Annotated in this window: 20 protein-coding genes and 1 pseudogene; 13 read left to right on the top strand and 8 right to left on the bottom strand. The window is 56.8% G+C overall.

Annotated features, from left to right (window positions below; all coding sequences use genetic code 11):
* Positions 1 to 12: 12 nt before the first annotated feature.
* From feaR to ACJ8HB_RS22105, 3 genes are all read right to left on the bottom strand, one after another.
* Positions 13 to 912: a transcriptional regulator FeaR gene (gene feaR, locus ACJ8HB_RS22115; protein ID WP_094860170.1), complete on the bottom strand. Its 900-nt coding sequence runs from the start codon at positions 910 to 912 to the stop codon at positions 13 to 15.
* Positions 913 to 1,051: 139 nt separating this feature from the next.
* Complete coding sequence (locus ACJ8HB_RS22110; RefSeq protein WP_041033539.1) at positions 1,052 to 1,693, bottom strand: DsbA family protein; 642 nt, start codon at positions 1,691 to 1,693, stop codon at positions 1,052 to 1,054.
* Between the two features lie 107 nt (positions 1,694 to 1,800).
* Complete coding sequence (locus tag ACJ8HB_RS22105) at positions 1,801 to 2,205, bottom strand: Exc2 family lipoprotein (RefSeq protein ID WP_041033536.1); 405 nt, start codon at positions 2,203 to 2,205, stop codon at positions 1,801 to 1,803.
* Between the two features lie 193 nt (positions 2,206 to 2,398).
* On the opposite strand from ACJ8HB_RS22105, the gene ACJ8HB_RS22100 reads away from it, so the two are divergent.
* Positions 2,399 to 2,647: a hypothetical protein gene (locus tag ACJ8HB_RS22100; protein ID WP_019454278.1), complete on the top strand. Its 249-nt coding sequence runs from the start codon at positions 2,399 to 2,401 to the stop codon at positions 2,645 to 2,647.
* Here ACJ8HB_RS22100 and ACJ8HB_RS22095 read toward each other — a convergent pair.
* Positions 2,644 to 3,411, bottom strand: a complete 768-nt coding sequence (locus ACJ8HB_RS22095; RefSeq protein ID WP_047569123.1) for an NAD(P)H-dependent oxidoreductase — start codon at positions 3,409 to 3,411, stop codon at positions 2,644 to 2,646. The two genes, ACJ8HB_RS22100 and ACJ8HB_RS22095, sit on opposite strands and share 4 nt — an antisense overlap.
* 84 nt (positions 3,412 to 3,495) lie before the next feature.
* On the opposite strand from ACJ8HB_RS22095, the gene ACJ8HB_RS22090 reads away from it, so the two are divergent.
* The 6 genes from ACJ8HB_RS22090 (at position 3,496) to ACJ8HB_RS22065 (ending at position 9,640) form a co-directional block, all read left to right on the top strand.
* Positions 3,496 to 3,876 carry a winged helix-turn-helix transcriptional regulator gene (locus tag ACJ8HB_RS22090; protein WP_047569126.1) on the top strand — a complete coding sequence of 127 codons (381 nt, stop codon included), beginning with the start codon at positions 3,496 to 3,498 and terminating at the stop codon, positions 3,874 to 3,876.
* Positions 3,877 to 4,002: 126 nt separating this feature from the next.
* Positions 4,003 to 5,604 carry an ABC transporter substrate-binding protein gene (locus tag ACJ8HB_RS22085; protein WP_047569129.1) on the top strand — a complete coding sequence of 534 codons (1,602 nt, stop codon included), beginning with the start codon at positions 4,003 to 4,005 and terminating at the stop codon, positions 5,602 to 5,604.
* A gap of 278 nt (positions 5,605 to 5,882) precedes the next feature.
* A complete protein-coding gene (gene cybB / locus ACJ8HB_RS22080; protein ID WP_080298874.1) occupies positions 5,883 to 6,407 on the top strand; it encodes a cytochrome b561 in 525 nt (174 codons plus the stop codon).
* Between the two features lie 53 nt (positions 6,408 to 6,460).
* The gene (locus ACJ8HB_RS22075; protein ID WP_047569133.1) at positions 6,461 to 7,747 is read left to right on the top strand and encodes a hypothetical protein; all 1,287 of its coding nucleotides are present in this window, start codon (positions 6,461 to 6,463) and stop codon (positions 7,745 to 7,747) included.
* On the top strand, positions 7,744 to 8,919 hold the full coding sequence (locus ACJ8HB_RS22070; RefSeq protein ID WP_047569135.1) for a hypothetical protein: 1,176 nt from the start codon (positions 7,744 to 7,746) through the stop codon (positions 8,917 to 8,919). Before ACJ8HB_RS22075 ends, ACJ8HB_RS22070 begins: the two co-directional genes overlap by 4 nt.
* 16 nt (positions 8,920 to 8,935) lie before the next feature.
* Complete coding sequence (locus ACJ8HB_RS22065) at positions 8,936 to 9,640, top strand: hypothetical protein (RefSeq protein ID WP_047569137.1); 705 nt, start codon at positions 8,936 to 8,938, stop codon at positions 9,638 to 9,640.
* A gap of 3 nt (positions 9,641 to 9,643) precedes the next feature.
* Here ACJ8HB_RS22065 and ACJ8HB_RS22060 read toward each other — a convergent pair whose 3' ends face one another.
* Complete coding sequence (locus ACJ8HB_RS22060) at positions 9,644 to 10,759, bottom strand: hypothetical protein (protein WP_223307173.1); 1,116 nt, start codon at positions 10,757 to 10,759, stop codon at positions 9,644 to 9,646.
* Positions 10,760 to 11,245: 486 nt separating this feature from the next.
* On the opposite strand from ACJ8HB_RS22060, the gene ACJ8HB_RS22055 reads away from it, so the two are divergent.
* The gene (locus tag ACJ8HB_RS22055) at positions 11,246 to 11,776 is read left to right on the top strand and encodes a hypothetical protein (RefSeq protein ID WP_047569139.1); all 531 of its coding nucleotides are present in this window, start codon (positions 11,246 to 11,248) and stop codon (positions 11,774 to 11,776) included.
* A 50-nt stretch (positions 11,777 to 11,826) separates the two neighbouring features.
* Here the strand turns inward: ACJ8HB_RS22055 and ACJ8HB_RS22050 are convergent, their stop codons facing one another.
* Together ACJ8HB_RS22050 and ACJ8HB_RS22045 are read right to left on the bottom strand one after the other, a co-directional pair.
* Complete coding sequence (locus ACJ8HB_RS22050) at positions 11,827 to 12,045, bottom strand: TM2 domain-containing protein (RefSeq protein ID WP_015376761.1); 219 nt, start codon at positions 12,043 to 12,045, stop codon at positions 11,827 to 11,829.
* A 615-nt stretch (positions 12,046 to 12,660) separates the two neighbouring features.
* Positions 12,661 to 13,545 (bottom strand): LysR family transcriptional regulator, encoded by an 885-nt coding sequence (locus ACJ8HB_RS22045; RefSeq protein ID WP_033647407.1) that lies wholly within the window; start codon positions 13,543 to 13,545, stop codon positions 12,661 to 12,663.
* A gap of 187 nt (positions 13,546 to 13,732) precedes the next feature.
* Between ACJ8HB_RS22045 and ACJ8HB_RS22040 the strand changes: the two genes are divergently transcribed.
* Together ACJ8HB_RS22040 and ACJ8HB_RS22035 are read left to right on the top strand one after the other, a co-directional pair.
* Positions 13,733 to 14,869 (top strand): alpha/beta hydrolase, encoded by a 1,137-nt coding sequence (locus tag ACJ8HB_RS22040; protein WP_033647518.1) that lies wholly within the window; start codon positions 13,733 to 13,735, stop codon positions 14,867 to 14,869.
* Positions 14,870 to 15,009: 140 nt separating this feature from the next.
* Entirely contained in the window at positions 15,010 to 16,137 is a 1,128-nt protein-coding gene (locus tag ACJ8HB_RS22035) for an MFS transporter (RefSeq protein ID WP_047569141.1), read from the top strand.
* A 674-nt stretch (positions 16,138 to 16,811) separates the two neighbouring features.
* Here the strand turns inward: ACJ8HB_RS22035 and ACJ8HB_RS22030 are convergent.
* Positions 16,812 to 17,018 (bottom strand): annotated as a pseudogene (locus ACJ8HB_RS22030) (winged helix-turn-helix domain-containing protein); the annotation flags it as partial.
* Positions 17,019 to 18,006: 988 nt separating this feature from the next.
* Between ACJ8HB_RS22030 and ACJ8HB_RS22025 the strand changes: the two are divergent.
* The 3 genes from ACJ8HB_RS22025 to pqiB all read left to right on the top strand — a co-directional run.
* Positions 18,007 to 18,936 (top strand): VirK/YbjX family protein, encoded by a 930-nt coding sequence (locus ACJ8HB_RS22025; protein WP_047569144.1) that lies wholly within the window; start codon positions 18,007 to 18,009, stop codon positions 18,934 to 18,936.
* Between the two features lie 80 nt (positions 18,937 to 19,016).
* Positions 19,017 to 20,321: a membrane integrity-associated transporter subunit PqiA gene (gene pqiA, locus ACJ8HB_RS22020; RefSeq protein WP_223307174.1), complete on the top strand. Its 1,305-nt coding sequence runs from the start codon at positions 19,017 to 19,019 to the stop codon at positions 20,319 to 20,321.
* Positions 20,308 to 21,944, top strand: a 1,637-nt coding sequence (pqiB, locus tag ACJ8HB_RS22015) for an intermembrane transport protein PqiB (protein WP_442521924.1), incomplete at its 3' end; no start/stop codon positions are given. The genes pqiA and pqiB, both read left to right, overlap by 14 nt.

The raw sequence follows: 21,944 nt of genomic DNA, 5'->3' as shown, positions 1-21,944 counted from the left end.
CCGCGCCCTGGCTTACTGATACTGCCGACGGTACTCGCTCGGCGACATGCCGAAACGCTGCTTGAAAGCGGTCGAGAAATGGCTGTGATCGGCAAAACCCCAGTCGAGGCCGACTCCGGCCAGCTTCTCCTGCCCGGCGGCGCTGCGCAGCGCCTGCGCGCACAGATCCAGCCGACGGTTCCTGATGTACTGCGCCACCACCAGCCCCTGACGGGCGAACACCCGATACAGGCTGCGCAGCGACACCCCCAACTCGGCCGCCACCCATTCCGGGCGCAGCTGCGCCGACTGAATATGCCTGTCGATCAACGCCAGCGCCTTGTCGAAAACCGGCTGTTGCCCCTCCGGGCGCGCCTGTTCGAGCGCCAGGGCCGGGCGCAGCAGCGCCGCCAGCGCATTCAGCACCGCCTCGCTTTCCGCCGCGGCGAGCTGAGGATCCTGCATGCTGCTCAGCACCAGCCGGCGGCTGAGGCGCACCGCGCTGAGCTCTGCCCCGAGACGCTGGGCGCAAGGCGGCGGCACCGGCAGGCAGCCGCGCGGCAACAACAGGGAGATTTGGCGTGAATCGCGCTGGAAGGTGAAGCTGCTGGGCCGTGAGGCGTCGATCAGCGTGATGTCGCCGGGAGAGAGCACCGTCTGGCTCTCGCCCTGCTCCATCAACGCGCTGCCGCGCAGCTGGAAGACGGTAAAAAAGTGCGCGCCGTCGCTGCGGGCGATCTCGCGCGGCGTGCGGTACAGCCGGGCCTGAGACACGTCGACCACGCTCAGGCGCAGCGCATGGGCGCGAAACTCCTGCATCGCCCCGCTGAAGCCCGGCCCCAGCGTTTTTGCGCAGAATCTGCCGCAGGCGGTGTTGATTTTCCCCAGCCACTCTTCGAAGCCGACGTCCCGGAGCGTTGCCAATGCCGTCATGATCTCTCCCTTCAAACAGCAGCGGTGCTGCGCCGTTGAACAGAAAACCACCATAACAATCCGTTAACACACAATCAATGGCGAGCCGGGGATTTGGCGCCGCGATCACAGATCATCGGGCGCCGGAGGAGGAATCGCCTTAAGGCTGCGTATCCAACAGATGCCGCACCACCGCCGCGTACTCTTTGGCGTAGCCTTCAACGCTGGTGCTGGCCATGCCGGCATTGTCTATCTTGTATTTGCCGGCTACGTAGAACGACGGGGTGCCGCGCACCTCGAACGCCTTCACCGCTTCGTTCTGCTTGGCGATCAACCCTTTGACCAGCAGGCTGTGGCGCGCGTTTTCATAGGTGGCGGCATCGATGCCGGCCGCCGTGAACACCCGCTGAATATCTTCGGCGCTATTGACGGCGCGCTGTTTCTGCACCGCGTCGAACATCGCCCCTTCAATCTTGTCTTCCACGCCCAGCACCGTCGCCACCGCCCAGGCTTCGGTCAGCTCATTGCCCAATTTGCCCATCAGGCTGACGTGATACTTGGTGACTTTCTCACCGGCGGGCAGCGCCTGCGCCACGGTGCTGCCTACCCGGTAGGTTTCGGCGAACTGATAGCAAGGGCCGCAGTAGAAGGAGAAGAACTCCACCACCGCAGGCGCGGCGGCTACCGGCTTATCCAGCCGGGTGTATTGCTCGCCCGCACGGTAATCCGCGGCCTGAACCGCGGGCAGCGCCAACATCAATACGACGGCGGCAGCGAACGAACGCTTAACGTTTGCCAACATAAACACTCCTGGTTTCGATTATGAACATCGTCCTTAGCGGCGGTTTTTATAATCAAATAACCGGCAGAAGGCCAGTTTTTATTACCTTCTGTTTATGTGGGATTCAGTCAGCGGCCTTCGTAACCGTCCCAGTAGGCGCCCACCGCTTCCTGCGACAGCACCTGACGGCGTTTAGGATTGTCGGAGCCGCTGTAGGCGCGATTGATGAAAATGGTTTTGTGTTCCATGTTCTGCTGGAATTCCGGGCTGGCCAGATAATCGGCCTTTTGCTGCGCCTCGCTGCGCGCCACGCCCGCCGCGCGATCCTTTTTCCCCTGCTGGTAGAACTGTTCGAACATCGGCACGGCGTTTTTAATGCTGCCGTTCACATCGGTGCGGAATTGCGGGTCGAAGTCGTCGCGCGTTTGATAAACGTAGTGCTTGGCATGCCGCTCCGCGCTGCTGAGGTGGTGGGTGCAGGCGCTGAGCGCCAACAGCGGCAACAACAGCGCCGCGCTTTTCAGCCTTTTCATGTCGTCTGTCCCTGTCAGTGAGGAAGGTTCCTTTAGCGCCAAGAGCATAGCGCCGGCCCCCGGTAAACGTCAAACAAAAAAATACGCATCACATTGTTTTATATTAATATTATATACATTGATTGGTATTCATTGCCTGAAACACTATGCTTTAACCGAACAGGGTAAACACTCACCGACAGCGAGGCGGCCAATGAAACCGATCGACAAAAACGTGGGGGAGTACGACCTCACGGCGGAAAAAAAAGCGGGCATGATCACCGGCACTATCCGCGGCGAGCTGCCGGACAGCGACGCCAATCTGCCGCTGCTGCCCTTCTCCGGCACCTTCGCCGGCCCGAGCGTGGCCGAAGCCATCGCCGATATTCAGCAGCAGTTCCCCGACATCGAACCGGCGATTATCGACGACCTGCGCGAGGAACTGCTGAAGGCCGGTTTCTAAACCGGATCGCGGTGGCGCACGAACGGGCTATAGACCGGCGCACCGGGCTTCAGCGCCAGATCGGCGTCAAAATCTTCATTGCGGTTGAACCGCACCGCCGGCCAGGCAGCAAGATCGCCTAAGCCAGCCCGATACGCCTGCGTCACCTGCGCCAAAGCGGCGTTCTGCGCCTGCAGCGCCTCGCCCGTCAACCCGCCGCGCACGCCATAAACCAGGAACGGCTCCAGCACGCTAAAGCCGATATAGTGCAGCGCATGCATGATCGGCCACAGCATCAGCCGCATATCGCCGTCGCGCCCGTCCGGCGCGCAGGCCTGAGCGGAAGCGCCGGCGGTAACGGTCAGCAGCGCCCGTTTGCCGCGCATCACGCCGTTCTCATGGCGGTGGCGGCTGTCGTACACCCCGCCGTAAACGAACACCCGATCCATCCAGCCTTTGAGGATGGCCGGTGCGCCGAACCACCAGAAAGGGAACTGCAGCACCAGCGTATCCGCCCAGCGCAGCAGCTCGATATGCCGCCGGATCTCCGCCGGCAGCGCCTGAGTCGTCCAGTGATGGCGCTGCTCCTGCATCGCATCGAACCTGTCCGCCTGCTTTCTGCTGGGGTAATGGCCGGCGCCTTCGCGCGGATCAAACCCCTCCTGATACAGATCAACCGTCTTCACTTGGTGCCCCTGCGCCAGCCAGGCCTGCCGCGCCTGTTCGGCCAAATGGGCGTTGAAAGAATGCGGCTCGGGGTGAGCCAGCACAATCAGCACGTTCATCCTGTGTCTCCCGCTGTAAGGTGGTACTGCTATGCTGTGGCTTTATCGCACCCTTGGCAATTACGCACCTGAAGGTAACCCCCCATGGCCTATCCCGGCGACGTCTATTCGAGTAAATGCTCCGCGCGCGATGCGCTGGCGCTGATTTCCGGCAAGTGGGTGATGCTGATCCTGCCCGCGCTGGCGCAGCGGCCGATGCGCAACGGCGAACTGCTGCGCCGCATCGACGGCATTTCGCAGAAGGTGCTGACGCAAACGCTGCGCCAGTTGGAACGCAACGGGCTGCTCGAACGCTTGGATTTAAGTGAAAGGAATCAGGCGCATGTGGAATACCGGCTCAGCGCCGTCGCCTGCTCGCTGGTCGAGACGCTGACGGCGCTCGACCGATGGGCGGAATACCATTTCCCCGAGTTGGACGCCGCCCGCGAGCGCTATGATGCAGACCGCAAGCGCGCGGCCGATTAAAGCGGTTTGCCTGGCAACGCGGGGCGCACAGAATGCGCAGCTGAGACGCTTGTTCCCCGTCGCGCCATCCGTTATCTATAGTTAAATCAATTCGCCGCTAACGGCCCCCCACCTGAGGATCTTGCCTTGACGTTTTTAAAACACCCTATCGCCGGATTGGCGCTGGCAAGCGCCGGCCTGCTGTCGGCGGGCGGCGCGCTGGCCGCTTCCGATGCGCTGGTGTACTGCACCGTCGCCTCGCCGGAATCGTTCAACCCGCAGCTCGCCAGCTCCGGGCCGACCTTTATCGCCACCTCGCAGGTGCTGTACAACCGGCTGGTGACGCTGCGCGAAAGCGATAAAACCCCCGCTCCTTCGCTGGCCACCGAGTGGAGCGTCAGCCCGGACGGCAAGATCTACACCTTTACCCTGCGCCAGGGCGTGAAATTCAACAGCAACAAATACTTCACCCCAACGCGCGACTTCAACGCCGAAGACGTGGTGTTCACCGTGATGAGGCAGAAGGATCCGACTAACCCGTATCACAAGGTCTCCGGCGGCAACTATGAATACTTCACCGACATGGGCCTGGACAAGCTGATCGCCAAGGTGGAGGCGGTGGACGAGCATCACGTGCGCTTCACGCTGAGCCAGCCCAACGCCGCCTTCGTCGCCGACTGGGCGATGGATTTCGCCTCGATCCTGTCCGCCGAGTACGCCGACGCAATGCTGAAAAAGGGCACGCCGGAATACGTCGACAACTGGCCGATCGGCACCGGGCCGTTCGCGCTGCAGCAGTACAAACAGGATTCGCTGATCCGCTACATCGCCAACCCGCACTACTGGCAGGGCGAAGTGGCCAGCAAGCACCTGATCTTCTCGATTACGCCTGATCCGCAAACCCGGCTGGCCAAACTGAAAACCAATGAATGCCAGATTATCCCCGCGCCGCTGCCGGAACAGTTCGCCGCCATCAAGGCCGACGGCAACCTGCAGCTGCACGACATCACCGGGCTGAACGTCGGCTATCTGGCGTTCAACACCCAGAAAAAGCCGTTCGACAACCTGCTGGTGCGCCAGGCGCTGAGCTATGCGGTGGACAAGAAAGCGATCATCGCCGCGGTGTTCAAAGACAGCGGCACGCCGGCCAACTCGCTGCTGCCGCCGGGCATGCTGGGCTACAACGATCAACTGCCGGAATACGCCTACGATCCGCAGAAGGCGCGCGAGCTGCTGAAGCAGGCCGGGCTGGAGCAGGGCTTTGAGACCGATATCTGGTCGATGCCAGTGCAGCGCCCCTACAACCCGAACTCGAAGCGCATCGCCGAGATGATCCAGAGCGACTGGGCGAAGGTGGGCGTGAAGGCCAAGATCGTCACCTGGGAGTGGGGTCAGTATCTGGCAGGGCTGCGCAAAGGCGAACAGCAGAGCGCGCTGTACGGCTGGGTGTCGGACAACGGCGATCCGGACAACTTCGCCACCCTGCTCGGCTGCGCCGGGGTGCAGAGCGGCGCCAACGTGGCGCGCTGGTGCGATAAGGATTATGACCGGCTGATCCAGCAGGCGATTCTGGAGAACCAGCCACAGGCGCGCGCCAAGCTGTATCAACAGGCACAGGTGATCTTCGCCAAACAGGCGCCGTGGCTGCCGCTGGCCACCGGCAAAGTGTTCTACGCCACCCGCAGCAACCTGAGCGGCTATGTGGTGGACGTGAACGGCAGCGATTTCGCCAAGGCCAAATTGAACTGATCTCAGACGCCGCAGCGAAGGCTGCGGCGCTATTTGCTTCGCTACTTATTAAGCTGCCAGCCTCTGAATCTATCGTCCATTAGCTTCACAACTTACGATGCCAGCTGCCTCCCCTGCCGCCAAACACTTAGCCCACTAAATTCATAGCTTAATAAGCGGTTTAACCCCTGGCATTTTGCTTAAACTGCACACGGGCGCTTTCCTCACCTGTAACATTTCGTTACCATCGGCGCACAGACCCTTTAACATCAAAAGGCAACCCGGTGCAGAACACCTACATGCCGTGGCAAATTCGCCTGCACTGGCTGGTGGCGATCCTGCTGGTCATCACCTGCGTCACTATCGAGCTGCGCGGCTTTGCCGAACCGGGCAGCGCCCCCTGGTACGTGCTGGTTGTCACCCACTTCAGCTGCGGCGTAACGGTGTTTGCGCTGATGATCGCCCGCCTGTTCCTGCGCTGGCGCCACCCCTCGCCCGCCATCGCGCCCAAACCGCCGAAGTGGCAAACCGGCCTGGCGCACCTGACGCACACCCTGATTTACCTGCTGCTGCTGACGCTGCCGGTACTGGGGGTGTACTCGCGCTATCTGGGCGGCAAGGAGTGGTATCTGTTCGGCCTGCCGATGCCGTTCGCCGACGTGGCGGATCGGCCGCAGGCGCGGACGATTATCGGCTGGCACAAAACGCTGGCATCATTCGGTTACTGGCTGATCGGCCTGCATGCCGCCGCCGCGCTGTTCCACCACTACATCGTCAAGGACAATGCCCTGGTGCGCATGCTGCCGTTGATGAAAAAGCGCTGACTACCCGGCGCCAGGGATGAATTTTCGGGCCACGCCCGCTGACAGGGAATGACATGCAAACCCAATTTTTTCATGTGACCGTCGAGCAATGCGCTTGCCAACAGACGGCGCCCGACAACCTGGTGAGGATCATCGCTTCCGGCCAGACGTTCTTTTTTTACCGTGACGACTTCAGCGACAGCGAAAATCTGCTGGCCACGCTCGCCACCGGCGATCGGGTGAAGATTGGCGCCCATCGCCTGCAGGACGGCAGCTACTGGCTGCACTGGCTGCTGCACGAGACAAAAGGCCGGCTAGAGCCCGACAGAACGCTGAAATACAAGCTGAAATACTTCGCCCTGCTGGTGCTGGGCGCGGCGCTGGCCGGCGGTTTTCCGGCAGCCTTTTTCATCATGGACGGGGAAGATTCCTGGCTGACCATCGTTCTGTTCTTTATCGCCGTAATCGCCGGCCTTGTCGGCATCGGCATGGTGCTGTTCGTCGGTTCGGAGCTGCTGCTGATCGGGCACCGCGGCCGCAGGCGCCTGCTCAAGGCGCTGGATCGCGTGCTGCAGGGGCAAGACGTCACGCCGCCCGGATCGCTCAGCCTGAAAATCCCCGGCATCAAATACCGGGCCGTCCGTGCAGACGCAACGCCAGTGCCCACAACGCAACAAACCGAGTTTCCCCTCCCTGACGGCGTCGAGGCCTCCGGCATCGAGACGGTCAACGCCCTGAGCTACGAACTCCTCCACTATGAGATTCCGCGGCAGGTGCAATATTTGGACACTTATGCGTGGCGCCAGAAGGAGACTCACTTCGCGTTGACGACCCGCGCGCTCAACGTCCCCAATACCAAACTGCATCCGGTATTTCGTCGGCAGCATCCGCTTTTCATCGCCAAAGGCGATCCGCTGCAGGTGTTGTATTGCGAGAATGACACCGTCCCCGAGCTGCCTACGGTGCGTGGGATCATCAACCACCGCGATCGCCAGACCTACCTCATCGGCGGCCGCCGCTACTTCACCGAATCCGGCCTTAACCTGTGCGCGCGCGTTGTCTTCATTCTCGGCGCGATCGTGACGTGCTTTGTGCTCGGCCTGATCGTGTGGGATAACGCCGATACCCCGGCGGGCTTTTACCTGGATGCCTGGACCCTGCAGCGTCTCGGCAGCGAATTGCCACCGATTCTTCTCTTAATGATGCTGATGGTCAGCGGCCTCGCGCTGTTGATCGAGGGCTTCGCCCAGATCTGCCGCCTTTACTCTTTTGACCAGCACCGCACGTTTAAAACGTTTAAATACCTGCGCAATCTGCGCCGCAGGCTATGGCGGCAGGAACAGGTGACGGAGCTGAAATGATGACGTTAGCGCTTTATAAAAGACCCCTTATTATCCTGACGCTGTTTTTGGCCAGCGCGTTGGGCGTCTATTTCCTCGCCCCTGAACAACGCTATGCGCAGTGGCAATGGACCCAGAGCGACGAAACATTGCCGACGATAGCCCATTACGATCTCATCCACAGCTACCCGGCGCAGGGCGGCGCCCTGCTGCTCATCAGCAAAAGGAGTGAGCGCGGGGCCTACAATAGCTTTTACGGTTGGGCGGCCAACTATCTCAGCCAGGTGTTGTTCAGCGGCCCGCAGGGATTGCAGATGCTGGGGGAACTCGACGAGTCTATCCACGATGCGGTTTGCGGCGGGCAGGAGTGCGTGCTTTTTCTGTCCAAGGGGCGCCGGCTGGTCGATGTGAAACAGGGCACCATCGGGGCGCTGATCCCCTGGCCTGAGGGCGACGACAACCGGCCTTCCTTTATCGGCGGCAAACTGGTGGCGCTGCCGGGTAAACGCGCGCTGTATCTCATCAGCACCGAAGGCGTATTCTACAGCCCGGACTTTGGCGCCCATTGGCGGCAAACGCTGGATCTGCCGGCGCTGTTGGAAGCGCGTCAGCTGCTGGGTTTTGAGCGCGGCGAGGAGGACTCACCGACGGCTTACGCCTCCGGCAAGCGCAAATCCATACCCGAGATCTTTACCGCCGTTGACGGCGATCGCGTGCTGTTCTGGATGAATCCGGTGCTCGGCTCCGGCGCCTTGCACATCGCCGTTAACGGCAAAACCGGCGAGGTGGCCGAACCGCATTGGCTCACGGTGCGCGTGACGGAAAGCGCGCAGGCCCCGGATGGCGGCATCTACCTGATCGCACAGACGCTGGAAAGAGGGCTGTATCAGCTCCTGCGTTATCAATCCGACGGGCAGCTGACGGTGCTGTTGGAGACCGGCGATAAATCGCTGTATCAGCTGTGGGCAGGCAACGACAAGCTGGTCACCCAAACGGATAACGGCGATGCGCGCCTTTCGCTGATTTTCGATCTGCGCTCATCCAACGTGCGCTACCGCCAGCCGTTGGAGTATCGCTACAACGGGCGCGACGACGCACGCCAAACCGTGATCGAACCGGAAAGCCACTATGGCGATGACGGGGAGCCCCCGGCGCTGCCCTACTTCGTTCGCTACCGTTCCACCACGCCGTGAACATGAGGAACTTGCCATGCTGTTAGGTTATGGCGCCGGCGTTGCAGGGCTGGTGGCGCTATTGTTGGCGCTGCTGCTCGCCGGCATCCTGCTCGCCTGGTGGGGCTGGCGCTACGCCGCCGCCCGCTGCGGCCGCCCACGCCCGCCGCTTTCCTGGGGCGGCTATCTGCTGGCCTCGGCGCTGGCGATCTACCCGGTGGCGTTCGTGCTGATGCTGATCGACATCGCCATCCAGGATCTCAAGAGCCAGCGGGCGGAAGAACGCTGGAATCGGCGCAGCTACCTGACGCTCGACGAAGCCAAACCGTTCGGTGAAATCACGCTGACGAAAGGCAGCTGGGTAAACCGGCAGGAACCGCGCCTGCCCGGCACCGAAGACAGCCCCATCACGATGGACGGCGTGACCGCCGTGCGTTTTCCTCGGCCGCAGAGCGTGGCCGGCGTGCCGATCATTGCCTTCGAGGTTTTACCGCCGGTAATGGAGCTGGCAGGTGCGCATACCTTTACCCGCCCTAGCGGCCAAAGGGTGCGCTGCGAAGCGGGTTGGCTGGTCTCTTTCTCTTTACCGCCGGATAAGCCGGCCCCGCAGTGGGAAGAGTGGCAGGCCGGGCTGCCTGCGGCGGCGTTTCGGCCCAGCGACTGGATCTTTAGGGAGTGCTTTCCCGGCAGCCCGATCGCCGTGCTGACCTTGCACAACGGCGAAGTCAGGGTGCTGCCTTAAGCCTTACGCCGTGGCGTTGGGCAAGCGCACGGTCACGCGGTTATTGGCCGTGGGCAGCTGCAGCGGCGCGTCCTGCCAGCTTACCGCGATAACCAATACCGGTGGCGCCGCTACGCGCGGCGCAGGCCCGTCGGGCCCCACGCTGTAGGCATCCCATTCAATCACGAAGACGCCGCCGTCTTGCGGCTCGACCCGCTCGACAAAAAAGGTGGTGTCCGAACCGCGCCCGCCCGCCGGTTTGTGCGCGTAGGAAAGCAGGCTGAACCACTCGCCGGCGAAGTACAGATGGTACAGACCGTCGACGATATGCTCGCCGCGGAACTGGCAGCCACCGACGCTCAAGCCGTCGCCCGTCGGCGATTCCGCCACGCGTTCGAGATCGCACACCAAGCGATCGGTCGGCCGGTTATCCAGCAACAGCTCATAAGGCGGCGCGTGCAGCAGCGCGGCAGGATCGTCCGCATGGCGCAAATCCGCCGGTAACGTCGAGCGCGCCGCCAGCGCGCGGCCACTGGGCAAGGCGATCTCCAGACGATCCGCCGGATCCTCTGCCCACTGCGGCACCCACAGACCGCGCACCTGACGCAGCGGCGTGGCCGCCGCCTGCCGACAGCTCGCCCGCAGCCGCGCCAGCGCCTCGGCGGAACCGCCGGCCACTGCTTCCAGCTCGCGATCGGTCAGCGCAGGCAGCGCGTACATCGCCCGGGCGGCAGGTTCGTACACCGTCAGCCCCTCACCCTCGCGGCTGCGGGTCGGGATCAGGCGCAACCTGCCGCCGTCCACGTCCTGCGGCGCCGCACAGGCGCCATGCACAATCGCTCCGTCGCGCAGCAGCAGCGTCCAAAAACTGGGGCCGCCCATGCCCAGCTCCCCCACGCCGCCAATCTGCCGGTCGCTGTCGCCGGCGTGCGCCATTTCAATCGGCTGCGAACGCCAGTCGGTCTTGCGCCACTCTGCGGCCTCTTCGGGGTCTTGCTCGCCTTTTGCGGCGTATTTCGCCCATTGCAGCACGGCGAACAGCGCGATGCACAACGCGCCGAAAATCGGGTAATCCCGCCAAATCAACAGCCAACCGACGATCAAAAAGGCCCAGGCGGCCATGGCGATATCCTTTTTCAAGAGCAAACCGCCTGATTCTAGCGCAGGCGGTTAGCGGGGTTGAAGCCTATGTCATGAATAATTAGCCGTTAAATAGAAAGGCAATAATTGCAGCGTTATTTCTGTGACCATGAAGATCACATAAATAACGTTTCACTGAGTGATTTTAACGTAGAAAAGATAACTCTCTGTATCTCAATACAATATTTAAATCCGTATTAAAAACCGAAGAATTAAAGCGGGAAAAAAGCGCAATAATTTGTGCATATTCTAAACATTGACTATGTTTAGACATACTCTTTATATGCAGGTAAACATACTGAAAGACAAAAGAGCAAGGCCCTCAAGATAATTAAACCAACCTCACGCACCGCGTGGGTGAAACACTATTTACTATAAAAATTCCGAGGATATTTGATCTCCACGGAACGAATAACTTTGCGTTTTATCAGGCCAATAGGCTACACACCGCAATTAATATCATTATTAGCATTCCGGAGAGCGACAATGAAAATCGTTACAGGCATTATCCTTACCTCTGTGGCCGCCTTCAGCGGCGCGGCTTACGCGGCCGATGCGCAGCCTACCACCGGCAACGCGGAAGTGACGCTGGAACACGTGCACGCCGTGATGGAAAACGGCAGCCCGGCGCCGCAGCACGACGCCGCCTGCAAAAAAGAACTTTCCATGCTGGAATCGAAATATATGGGCATGAAGGTCAAAACCGATTACACCATCAACAGCAGCACCATGATGATGTCGGCCAAATCGATGTTCCCATCGCCAAACGACAAACAGCCGATGGAACTGACGGTCGATCTCTCCGCGCTGGGCCTGGCGGATGTGTATGCCTTCGGCGCCTTTAAACCGGCCGCGCTGCCGCAGGCCTATATTTATTTCACTATCGACAAGGATTTTAAAAATCCGGTCAGCACCTTTATGGTCATTAACCAAGGCAAGCAATATAACTGCGTAATTTCCAGCTCGAATAAAATGATGAGTGAAGAAATGCGCGGCAAGATGATGAAGAAACAGTAACGGAACGAAAAACGGCGCTTCCCTTAACAGGAAGCGCCGTCAGCAAAGCATTAAATCAGACCAGGATTGTATTTCTGGTTGAATTTCTCTTCCGATTGGAACAGATAAATAATGCCTTCGATAAAGCCGACAATCGCCGGGATCCCCGTCCAGCAGAACAGCAGGTAGAACAGCCCCCACCACTTCATCCCTAAGTAAAACTTGTGAATGCCCAGCCCACCCAGGAAGATGGCCAGCAGGGCCGCCGCGAGCTTGTCTTTTCTGCTCATAGTACACTTCTCCTTACTTCTCACCGAACCACCGGCATGTCCAAAAAACGGATGCCGCTCCAGAGAGCGCCGCATCGCAATGCTTACGGAGAAAAACATTCACTCCTGCAAGGCTCAACGGGGGTAATTATAACAGTAATTAATTAAACGGTTGTTTAACCGGCGAAACGGTAGACAAATGGGAGATCGCATTGATTTGACTATGCGCTATCCCTCCGTACTATCCCTGAGGCATAAGTTATTAACAACGCCATATTTAATCCTCTACAAAAAAGAGTGACAGGAAAATTGCACTCTCTGTTGGTAATCGGAATTTAGTATTTAATTCAATTAATTATCCGATTAACAGCCATCACCCTACCGTACACCAGGGTTCGCCTATTTGAACCAATGGCGTCAAAGGCGGTGTGACAAGTGAGCATCTAATGGGCCAGGCCGCTCAGCCATTACATATTGATCGCCCCTATCGCCCGACGCATCGTCCTTCATACGGCGTTGTATTTCGCCAATCGGTTTACCTCATTTCCATCATTCATTTTGATGTCAACTAAGTCTGCTTTATACAAGCGGCTTTGCCGTCCATCCTGCACAGTGCAGGAGCGGCCATCGCAACTCTCAAATTTTCAATGTCTCAATGACCATTCTTAGGGCGGGGGATACATTGCGATGGGGATAATAAAGAAATAACCCTTCCATTCGCAGGCTGTAACGCTGTAATACCCTGATTAGCACCCCACGCTCTAAATCATCGGCAACCAACTCGACAGGAACATAGGCCAGCCCCAGGCCCAGCCGCGCGGCTTCTGCCTCCATATAGCTGTCAGATAAGGCCCATTGCCCTTCCGGCCGATGAGTGATTTTTTTATCATCCTGATGGAGTTCCCACTGGTATAGGCTGCCGTCGGCAAGCTGATAGGCGATACAGGGATGTGTCTTTAAATCCGCAGGATTTTGTGGAAAACCGTAACGACGAAAATGTTCAGGAGTCCCCACAATCGCCATCTCCATATCGGGCGTAATACGCACCGCGACCATGCCCTGGCCTACTTCAGGCCCAAGACGGACGCCTGCATCGAATCTTTCCTCGATAATATCGACGAACCGGCTCTCGTTCATGAGTTCGAGCCTGATATCAGGATAGCGCTGTTTAAATACCGCAAGCTTTGGCAGCAGGCATTTATCAATCGCGTGCTGGCTGGCATTGATGCGGACCGTGCCGGAAGGGGTCTCACGATAATGCGCCAGTGTCGCAAGCCCAAGATCTAAGGTATCAAATCCGGACTCCGTTTTCTGATAGAGCTGCTCACCCGCTTGCGTCAGCGATAGCTTACGCGTGGTGCGCACCAGTAGCTGGACACCTAACCTTTCTTCAAGCTCGCGAACAGAACGGCTTATCCCCGATTGAGCCAGGCCAAGCCTGTGAGCCGCAGCGGTAAAACTGCCTTCCCGTACCACCTGCATAAACAGGTAAAGCTCGTTGTAGTTCTCCCTTTTTGCCATTGATTTACTCCCCCAAGAATGACGCCAGTCTCAGCATTAATTTATAACAATATGGTATTAATCTTAGCAATTATCTCCCTCTAATCAGCATTAATTCTGCTCACTATAATGAGCCCATCAAAACAAAGCACAGCAGCGTTGTCCGTAGGAAACCTGTCTCTCTATCTTGTTTTTCATGGGGATTTTTATGAAAGCTTTCACCCGAACGCTAAAAACCGCAATGCCTGCCATGCTGTTATTCGCATCATTAAGTGGAGTCACGACAATGAGTTATGCTGATTCAGTCAATCCGAATGCTCCTGTTTCGATGATCGATAAATGGGACAAGACGTTTGCCGAGAGCCAGAAAGTCGATCATCGTAAGGTCTCGTTTCAGAATCGATATGGGATCACCTTAGTGGGCGACCTTTATCTCCCCAAAGATCGTGGCGATCGCAAGCTGGCGGCGATTGCCGTCAGCGGGCCTTTTGGCGCGGTGAAGGAGCAATCCAGCGGCCTGTATGCGCAAACGCTGGCGGAACAGGGATTTGTTACCCTGGCGTTCGACCCTTCTTATACGGGGGAAAGCGGCGGCTATCCGCGTAACGTCGCCTCGCCGGATATCAACACGGAAGATTTCAGCGCGGCGGTAGATTTCTTGGGGCTGCAAAAAGAGGTGGATCGCAACCGTATTGGGCTGCTCGGCATTTGCGGCTGGGGCGGCATGGCGTTAAACGACGCCGCGATGGATACCCGCGTCAAAGCGGTGGCCACCAGCGTGATGTACGACATGAGCCGGGCGATGGGCCATGGCGTAGGTGATGGCAAAGACCGTTATTCGACCGCCGACCGTCGTGCCGTTCTGCAGTATCTGAATGAACAACGCTGGAAGGATGCGGAAAGCGGAACGTTCGCACGAGGTGGCCATGATATTAACGTCGACAGCAATGGCAAGGTCAGCGCGGGTGAGCGCATTCTGCCAGAAACCCTGCCGGCCGATCCGCATCCGGTGCTGAAGGAGTTCTTTGATTACTACCGCATGCCGCGCGGTTTCCACGAACGCTCCGTTAACTCGACCGGGGCGTGGACGGCAACGATGCCGCTGTCGTTTATGAATATGCCGCTGCTGAGCTACGCCAGCGAAATTACTATCCCGACGCTTATCGTGACCGGTGAAAAAGCCCATTCACGCTATTTTGCCGAAGATGCTTATAAGGCGGTCGGCAGTAAAGAAAAAGAGCTGGTGATTGTCCCCGGTGCAAATCATGTGGACCTGTACGACAATGCGGCCGGTAAAATACCTTTCGCTAAGTTCGAACAATTTTTCAAAGCCAATCTGAAATAGCCCCTCTACTGACAACATTAAAAGCCGCCTGTCTACGCGGGTGGCTTTTATTCTGACTTCCGTGAAATCTGACTATGTCTGCACTTAGCCAAACACCATCACCGAATAATCAGCCCGCTTACTGGAGCGGCATTTTTGCCATGACCCTGTGCGTCTTTGTGCTGATTGCATCGGAATTTATGCCCGTCAGCCTGCTTACGCCGATTGCCCGTGATTTAGACGTGACGGAGGGGCTGGCGGGACAGGGAATTGCCATCTCCGGCGCGCTGGCCGTTCTGACCAGCCTGACGCTTTCGACGTTGGCTGGAAATGTGAATCGCAAGTACTTACTGCTGGGGATGACGATTCTGATGGCCGTGTCGGGGCTCGTTATCGCACTGGCTTCCAACTATCTGATGTATATGGCAGGCCGCGCGATGATAGGTATTGCGATCGGTGGATTCTGGTCGATGTCTGCGGCAACGGCAATTCGTCTGGTGCCACAGCATCAGGTTACGCGTGCGCTGGCTATTTTCAACGCCGGCAATGCGCTGGCGACGGTAGTGGCAGCGCCGCTGGGTAGCTATCTTGGAGCGACCATCGGATGGCGAGGCGCTTTCTTGTGCCTGGTCCCCGTCGCGGCCGCGGCCTTTATCTGGCAGTGCGTGAGTCTGCCGGGTATGAACGGCAATAATAACCCTGCGTCACGCGGATCCGTATTGCGCCTGCTCAGTCGCCCTGTTGTCTCCATTGGCATGCTGGCTTGTGGCCTGTTCTTTATGGGGCAGTTTGCGTTATTTACCTATGTGCGTCCGTTTCTGGAGTTGGTGACGCGGGTTGATTTCTCTGGCTTGTCGTTAATTTTACTGGTTATCGGTGTGGCCGGTTTTATTGGCACGCTGGTTGTCCCGGCATTCCTCAATAGGAAATTCTATCTAACGCTGATGGCCATTCCTGGGCTGATGGCTGTCATTGCCATCGCCCTGATTCTTGCCGGGCATCACGTTTGGGCTGTCTCGTTGCTGTTAGGCCTCTGGGGCATGCTGGCAACCGCCGCGCCAACGGGATGGTGGACATGGATTACACGCACGCTGCCCGAGGATGCGGAAGCCGGAGGCGGCCTGATGGTCGCGGTGATTCAGCTCTCGATTGCCCTTGGTTCAACGGCAGGTGGCATGATGTTTGACAGCCTGGGATGGCGAAGTACTTTTGGCTTGAGTGGCTTATTACTTCTTGGTGCGGTAGCGATGGCGTTTCTTACGTCCCGTCAAAATAGCAATACGTACTAGCGTAATCAGTTTGTTCAAACGAACTCTCAGCCATGGCAGTGAAAGCTAGCCGAAAATTCAAGACCGAACAGAAGTACGCGCGCGCCGGTTTTTACCGGACAACAAACCAATCGATTCATTGTAATTCAAAGCGTTTAGGGATAATTAAGGATGTGGTAGGAAGAGAGGATGGTGCCGATAATAGGAGCGAAACAAAGAAAGTAATCAACTGTTTTAAAACGATTTTTATAATCACAAAACAGAAGTCTATACATATACCTATACACAATAAAATGGTGCACAATACATAGAATAAATTATAAGCAATTAGCACTAGCCCAGCGCTCATAATATTAAAAAAAGATTTATAGGAAAACTGTTCACTCTATACACCTTTTGATTTTATCCTTTTATTTCAATGCATTGATGGGTGTATAGCTACCTTCTCGGTGTACACCTCTGTTCACCTACAGGGTGAACAGCCTGAATCACAGGCACAAAAAAACCGGCCTGAGCCGGTTTGGGGAGGACTTGTCGTTATGATATTGGCCGTTCAGCAGCCGATAGGATGCCCTGGTGTTGCTGCATGTATTCGGGTCACTGCCACTATAGGCGGCGCGGCGATTGAGCGTCCAATGGGTTCGGCAGATCAATAACGGCCTATTGATCGGCCCGGCCGATCGACTTGCTCATTGTCACACTGCACCACACTTCGGCAGCCAGTCCGCCTCACATTCCTCACTCAATATCAGGTTGGTTTGTATTCCGTGCTTGGTGCGGCGTTTCAGCAACGTGTGTTCGTACTCTTTCAGCGTCTACGGCACCGCCTAGCCGAACGCCGTCAGGTTCATCACTTGCTGATACCCCCTTGCAGCCGTAAACGACAGGTAGGCGTGGTACAGGTTGCAATGCGATATACTACCGGTCACTGAATTACATCAGGTTTTTATTAACCGCCAGTATCACCGACGGGATATGGATCCACGTAGGCGGCCCGATATTTCAGCTCTATGATGAGCACATTTTCGTCAGTTAAGGCATCAATGCTCGCCCTTTATAATTCGCCCCCTAGACAGCATGAAAATAAGCAATTGAATTTTAAAAAATTACGCCAACTCATATTCTGCGTAAAAAACCAAGAAGACACTGAATAAAAATAGATGCCCCTCTTGTTTTACAAACATCTCTAGCGTACGAAAACATTTGCATAGAAACAGCGCACTCTACACACATTAGAATAAAAAAGGTTTAATTTAACAATCACAATACATATCATTTCACCCCAGTTTCAGAACTGCCCCTCATATAAAACAGTGACCTATCCAAGATAAATTCCATATCGCCACACTTACTTATAAAATCATCTTGCCAATCTCTTTATTTTCACTTAATAATTAAAGTTCAATTCCATTATTAACAACCCGGGATATTACTAGCACCCTTCACTATAATAATCAGTCAACGGCACCGATTTCCGCAATCGAACCTCGTTAATTCATTAGGCAGCTTAACGATAAAATCGTTACCCCCCTGAAAAAACATATCCCAACAGCCTCTACTTCACTCTAAAACGCATTATTATATTCTGATTTTAATAATATTCTGAGTGAGGAAATTACCCCCGGGGTTAATTATGTCAACAATGTTCAGAGCACTGTATTTCAAAGAGCAAACATCAATAGCCATACTTATGACGCCACATGAAGAAAAAAACATCAACACATTATAAAATGCACAACAATTACATGCCGTTAGCGTTAAAAACACCTTCTCCATCAAACCTTGATAAATAGCAGACAATAAATTAACAATCATCTATTAGAATGGCATAAAAACCGCCAATCAATAAACATGCAAAAGTCAAAGAATAGTGCTTGCAGGATATGAATCTTGAAAAAAAACATTATCTACGAATTACTCTCGGGACAGATCGTCCCAGGCCCTGTCTGGAGGAAGAAGAGCTTCCGTGCAAAGTTCTTACTTCGACTTATTTTATACTATTCACCGACTAAAAAGGCACTATCCATTTTAACTCAACAGAGTGATTTAAAATCGATATTATATCATCAAAACACATTCCCTTGTAAAACGCACAGGCAATACCTGATGCGCAACCTTAATGCCAAACAACGCGCATCGGCTATTGTCAGCCATTACCGATATGTGTCTTCCCTCAACAACAAAATGCTGTCCAATGCGCTGATATCACAAGAAGAAACGATTTTGGCGGAATTCACCGGCAGAGAAGAGGCGCGTTTTACCATTTCTGCCTCTTGTGCGCACAAGGCAGAACGAGAAGGTGAGTCAACGCTATGGCTGCGTGGTGACAATAATGTGTTACTCGCCAGCGTGACCTTTTCGGCCGTGTCCGAAGGGGCTGAATGGCATTTCATCATTGGTGGTCTGCAAGGCCCTGGACGGCACGTACCGCACGAGACCATCAAAGAAGCTACGCGTGCTCTGTCGGGTATTTTCCCCAAACGTGTTTTGATGGAGTTTATCAGCCGCTTCGCTGAACTCACTGCGGTGCGCGCCATTTATGGCGTCAGTGATAATGGACACGTTTTTCGCTCATTGCGCTATCGACTGAGCAAAGGCCGGCATTTACATGCAAGTTACGACGATTTCTGGTCATTGATAGGCGGGATAAAACAAAATACCTGGCGCTGGCAACTGCCCTTGACGTTTGAAAGAAAATCTTTGGAGCATATTCCCAGCAAAAAACGCGCGGAGTATCGCCGACGTTTTCAAATCATAGATGATATTGCAGAGCAAGTTCGCACGCTTAATACGCCCCGCCTCTGCGCGAAAAACGCTTAATGAAACTATCATGATCATTCTTGGGAACGTTTTTTTAAGTCAAGGTACCCGTGCGTTGCCCCCCTACTCCAGAGAAAACCATGTTGCCATCCGTCAATCGGCCAGCGCCACCGCACATCGACGCGTCGTCACAGAATAAGACGCTCTGCCCGCAGTGTGACATGCTGGTGGCGCTGCCGCCGCTGGCCTATGGCAGCAAAGCGGTCTGCCCGCGCTGCAAAACCACGCTCACTACCCGCTGGGACGAGCCGCGCAAGCGGCCGATCGGTTACGCGCTCAGCGCCTTGTTCATGCTGGTGCTGGCCAACATTTTCCCGTTTATCAACATGCGCGTCGCCGGCCTCGGCAACGAAATCCGGCTGATCCAAATCCCGGAAGTCATGGTGGCGGAAGACTACGCCAGCATGGCCACCTTGTTTATGGTGTTCGTGCAGCTGATCCCGGCGTTTTGCATGGTGGCGATCATCCTGCTGTGCGCCAGGTTGCGCTTGCCGCTGGGCCTCAAAGAGTGGATGGCCCGGGTGCTGTTCCAGTTCAAGACCTGGTGCATGGTGGAGATTTTTCTCGCCGGGGTGCTGGTCAGCTTCGTCAAGCTGATGGCCTACGGCGATATCGGCATCGGCAGCAGCTTCGTGCCTTATTGCCTGTTCTGCCTGCTGCAGGTGCGCGCTTTCCAGTGCGTGGACAGGCGTTGGCTGTGGCAGGACATCGAACCGGCGCCACGCCTCGACCGCCCGCTGACGGCGGGGCGTACCGGCATGCGCCAGGGCGTGCGCTCTTGCGCTTGCTGCACGGCGATCCTGCCGGCCAACCAGGTGCGCTGCCCGCGCTGTCACACCCCCGGCTATGTGCGCCGCCGCCACAGCCTGCAGTGGACGCTGGCGCTGCTGGTGACCTCCGTCATGCTGTATATCCCGGCCAACCTGATGCCGATCATGGTGACCGAGGCACTGGGCAACAAGATGAATTCCACCATCATGGCAGGGGTGATCCTGCTGTGGGGAAGTGGCTCTTACCCGGTGGCGATGGTGATTTTCATCGCCAGCATCATGGTGCCGTCGCTGAAAATGCTGGCGATCGGTTGGCTGTGCTGGGACGCCAACGGCAGGAAGAAACCGCGTGCCGACAGCGAGTGCATGCATCTGATTTATGAAGGGGTCGAATTCGTTGGCCGTTGGTCAATGATCGACGTGTTCGTGATCGCCGTATTGTCGGCGCTGGTGCGAATGGGGCAGTTGATGAGCATTTATCCCGCGACGGGCGCCGTGCTGTTCGCGCTGGTGGTGATCCTCACCATGTTCGCCGCCATGACATTTGATCCCCGGCTGACCTGGGATCGCGCAAGTGAAACAATCAACAAGGAGCCGCAAGGTGACGGAAAATAATCATAGCGTCGCGGACGTCGAGAAGATCAAACGCTGGTCGCCGGTGTGGATCATTCCCATCGTGACCGCGCTGATCGGCGCCTGGATCCTGTTTTACCACTTCAGCCATCAGGGGCCGGTGGTGACGCTGGTCACCACGACGGCGGAAGGGCTGGAAGCGGGTAAAACCAAAATCAAAAGCCGCAGCGTTGACGTCGGCGTGGTGGAAACCGTCACGCTGAGCGAGGACCTCAGCAAGGTGGTGGTGCAGGCGCGCCTCAACGCCAGCATGGAGAAATTGCTGCGTCAGGACTCCGCCTTCTGGGTGGTGAAACCGCAGATCGGCCGCGAAGGCGTCTCCGGGCTGGGCACGCTGCTCTCCGGCGTCTATATCGAACTGCAGCCGGGCAGCAAGGGCAAAGACGGCAAAGACCACTATCAGCTGCTCGATGCGCCGCCGCTGGCCTCCCCGGACGCCAAAGGGCTGCGCATCGTGCTGGACAGTGAAAAATCGGGCCAGCTCAACGCAGGCGATCCGGTGCTGTTCCGCGGCTACCGCGTCGGGTCGGTGGAAACCAGCTACTTCGATCCGAAAGCGCGCGCCATGCGCTATCAGCTGTTCATCACCGCGCCTTACGATCAGTTGGTCACTACCAACGTGCGCTTCTGGAAAGACAGCGGCGTGGCGTTTGACATGTCGGCGCAGGGCATGCGGGTGGAGATGGGCTCGTTGACAACGCTGTTCAGCGGCGGCGTCAGTTTCGACGTACCGGACGGTTGGGATCGTGGCGAACAGGCGAAAGAGAAGGCGGAGTACCAGCTGTTCGACAACCAGCGCAGCACGCAGGATTCGCTGTATACCGTGCATAAGGACTACCTGCTGTTCTTCTCCGATTCGGTACGCGGCCTGCAGCCGGGCGCGCCGGTCGAGTTCCGCGGCATCCGTCTGGGTACGGTGGCGCAGGTGCCGTTCTATAAAGAGGGCATGGCGCAGCGTCTGGATAACGATTACCGCATTCCGGTGCTGATCCGCATTGAGCCGGATCGGCTTCATAAACAGCTGGGGGACAATGTCGATATTGAAGGGCACCTGAAAGACGCGGAGTCTCGTGGCTTACGCGCCTCGATGAAGTCCGCCAACCTGCTGACCGGTTCGCTGTATATCGATCTCGACTTCTATCCGCAGGAGAAACCGTGGAAAGGGCCGCGCGAGCTGTTCGGTTATCCGCTGATGCCGACCACCAGCGGCGGTCTGGCGCAGATCCAGCAGAAACTGATGCAGACGTTGGATAAGATTAATTCGATGCCGATCAATCCGATGATCAACGAAGCGACCAAGACGCTGGCGGAAAGTCAGAAAACCATGAAGTCGACGCAGCAGACCATGAAGTCGCTGAACGACATCATCGCCAGTAAAGAGATGCAGGCGCTGCCGCAGGACATGCAGAAAACGCTGCTGGAGCTGAACCGCAGCATGAAAGGGTTCCAGCCTGGTTCACCGGCTTACAACAAGATGGTGGGCGACATGCAGCGCCTCGACCAGGTGTTGCGTGAGCTGCAACCGGTGCTGCGCACCCTGAATGAGAAGAGCAACGCGCTGGTGTTTGAAGCCGCCGGCAGCACTGACCCTCAGCCGAAGAAGGC

This window comes from Serratia sp. CY27727, assembly GCF_052169275.1.
In the GTDB taxonomy this organism is placed as follows: Bacteria; Pseudomonadota; Gammaproteobacteria; order Enterobacterales; family Enterobacteriaceae; genus Serratia; species Serratia sarumanii.
The sequence above is the reverse complement of the archived record's forward strand: the minus strand, read 5'-3'. Positions and strand labels throughout refer to the sequence as shown.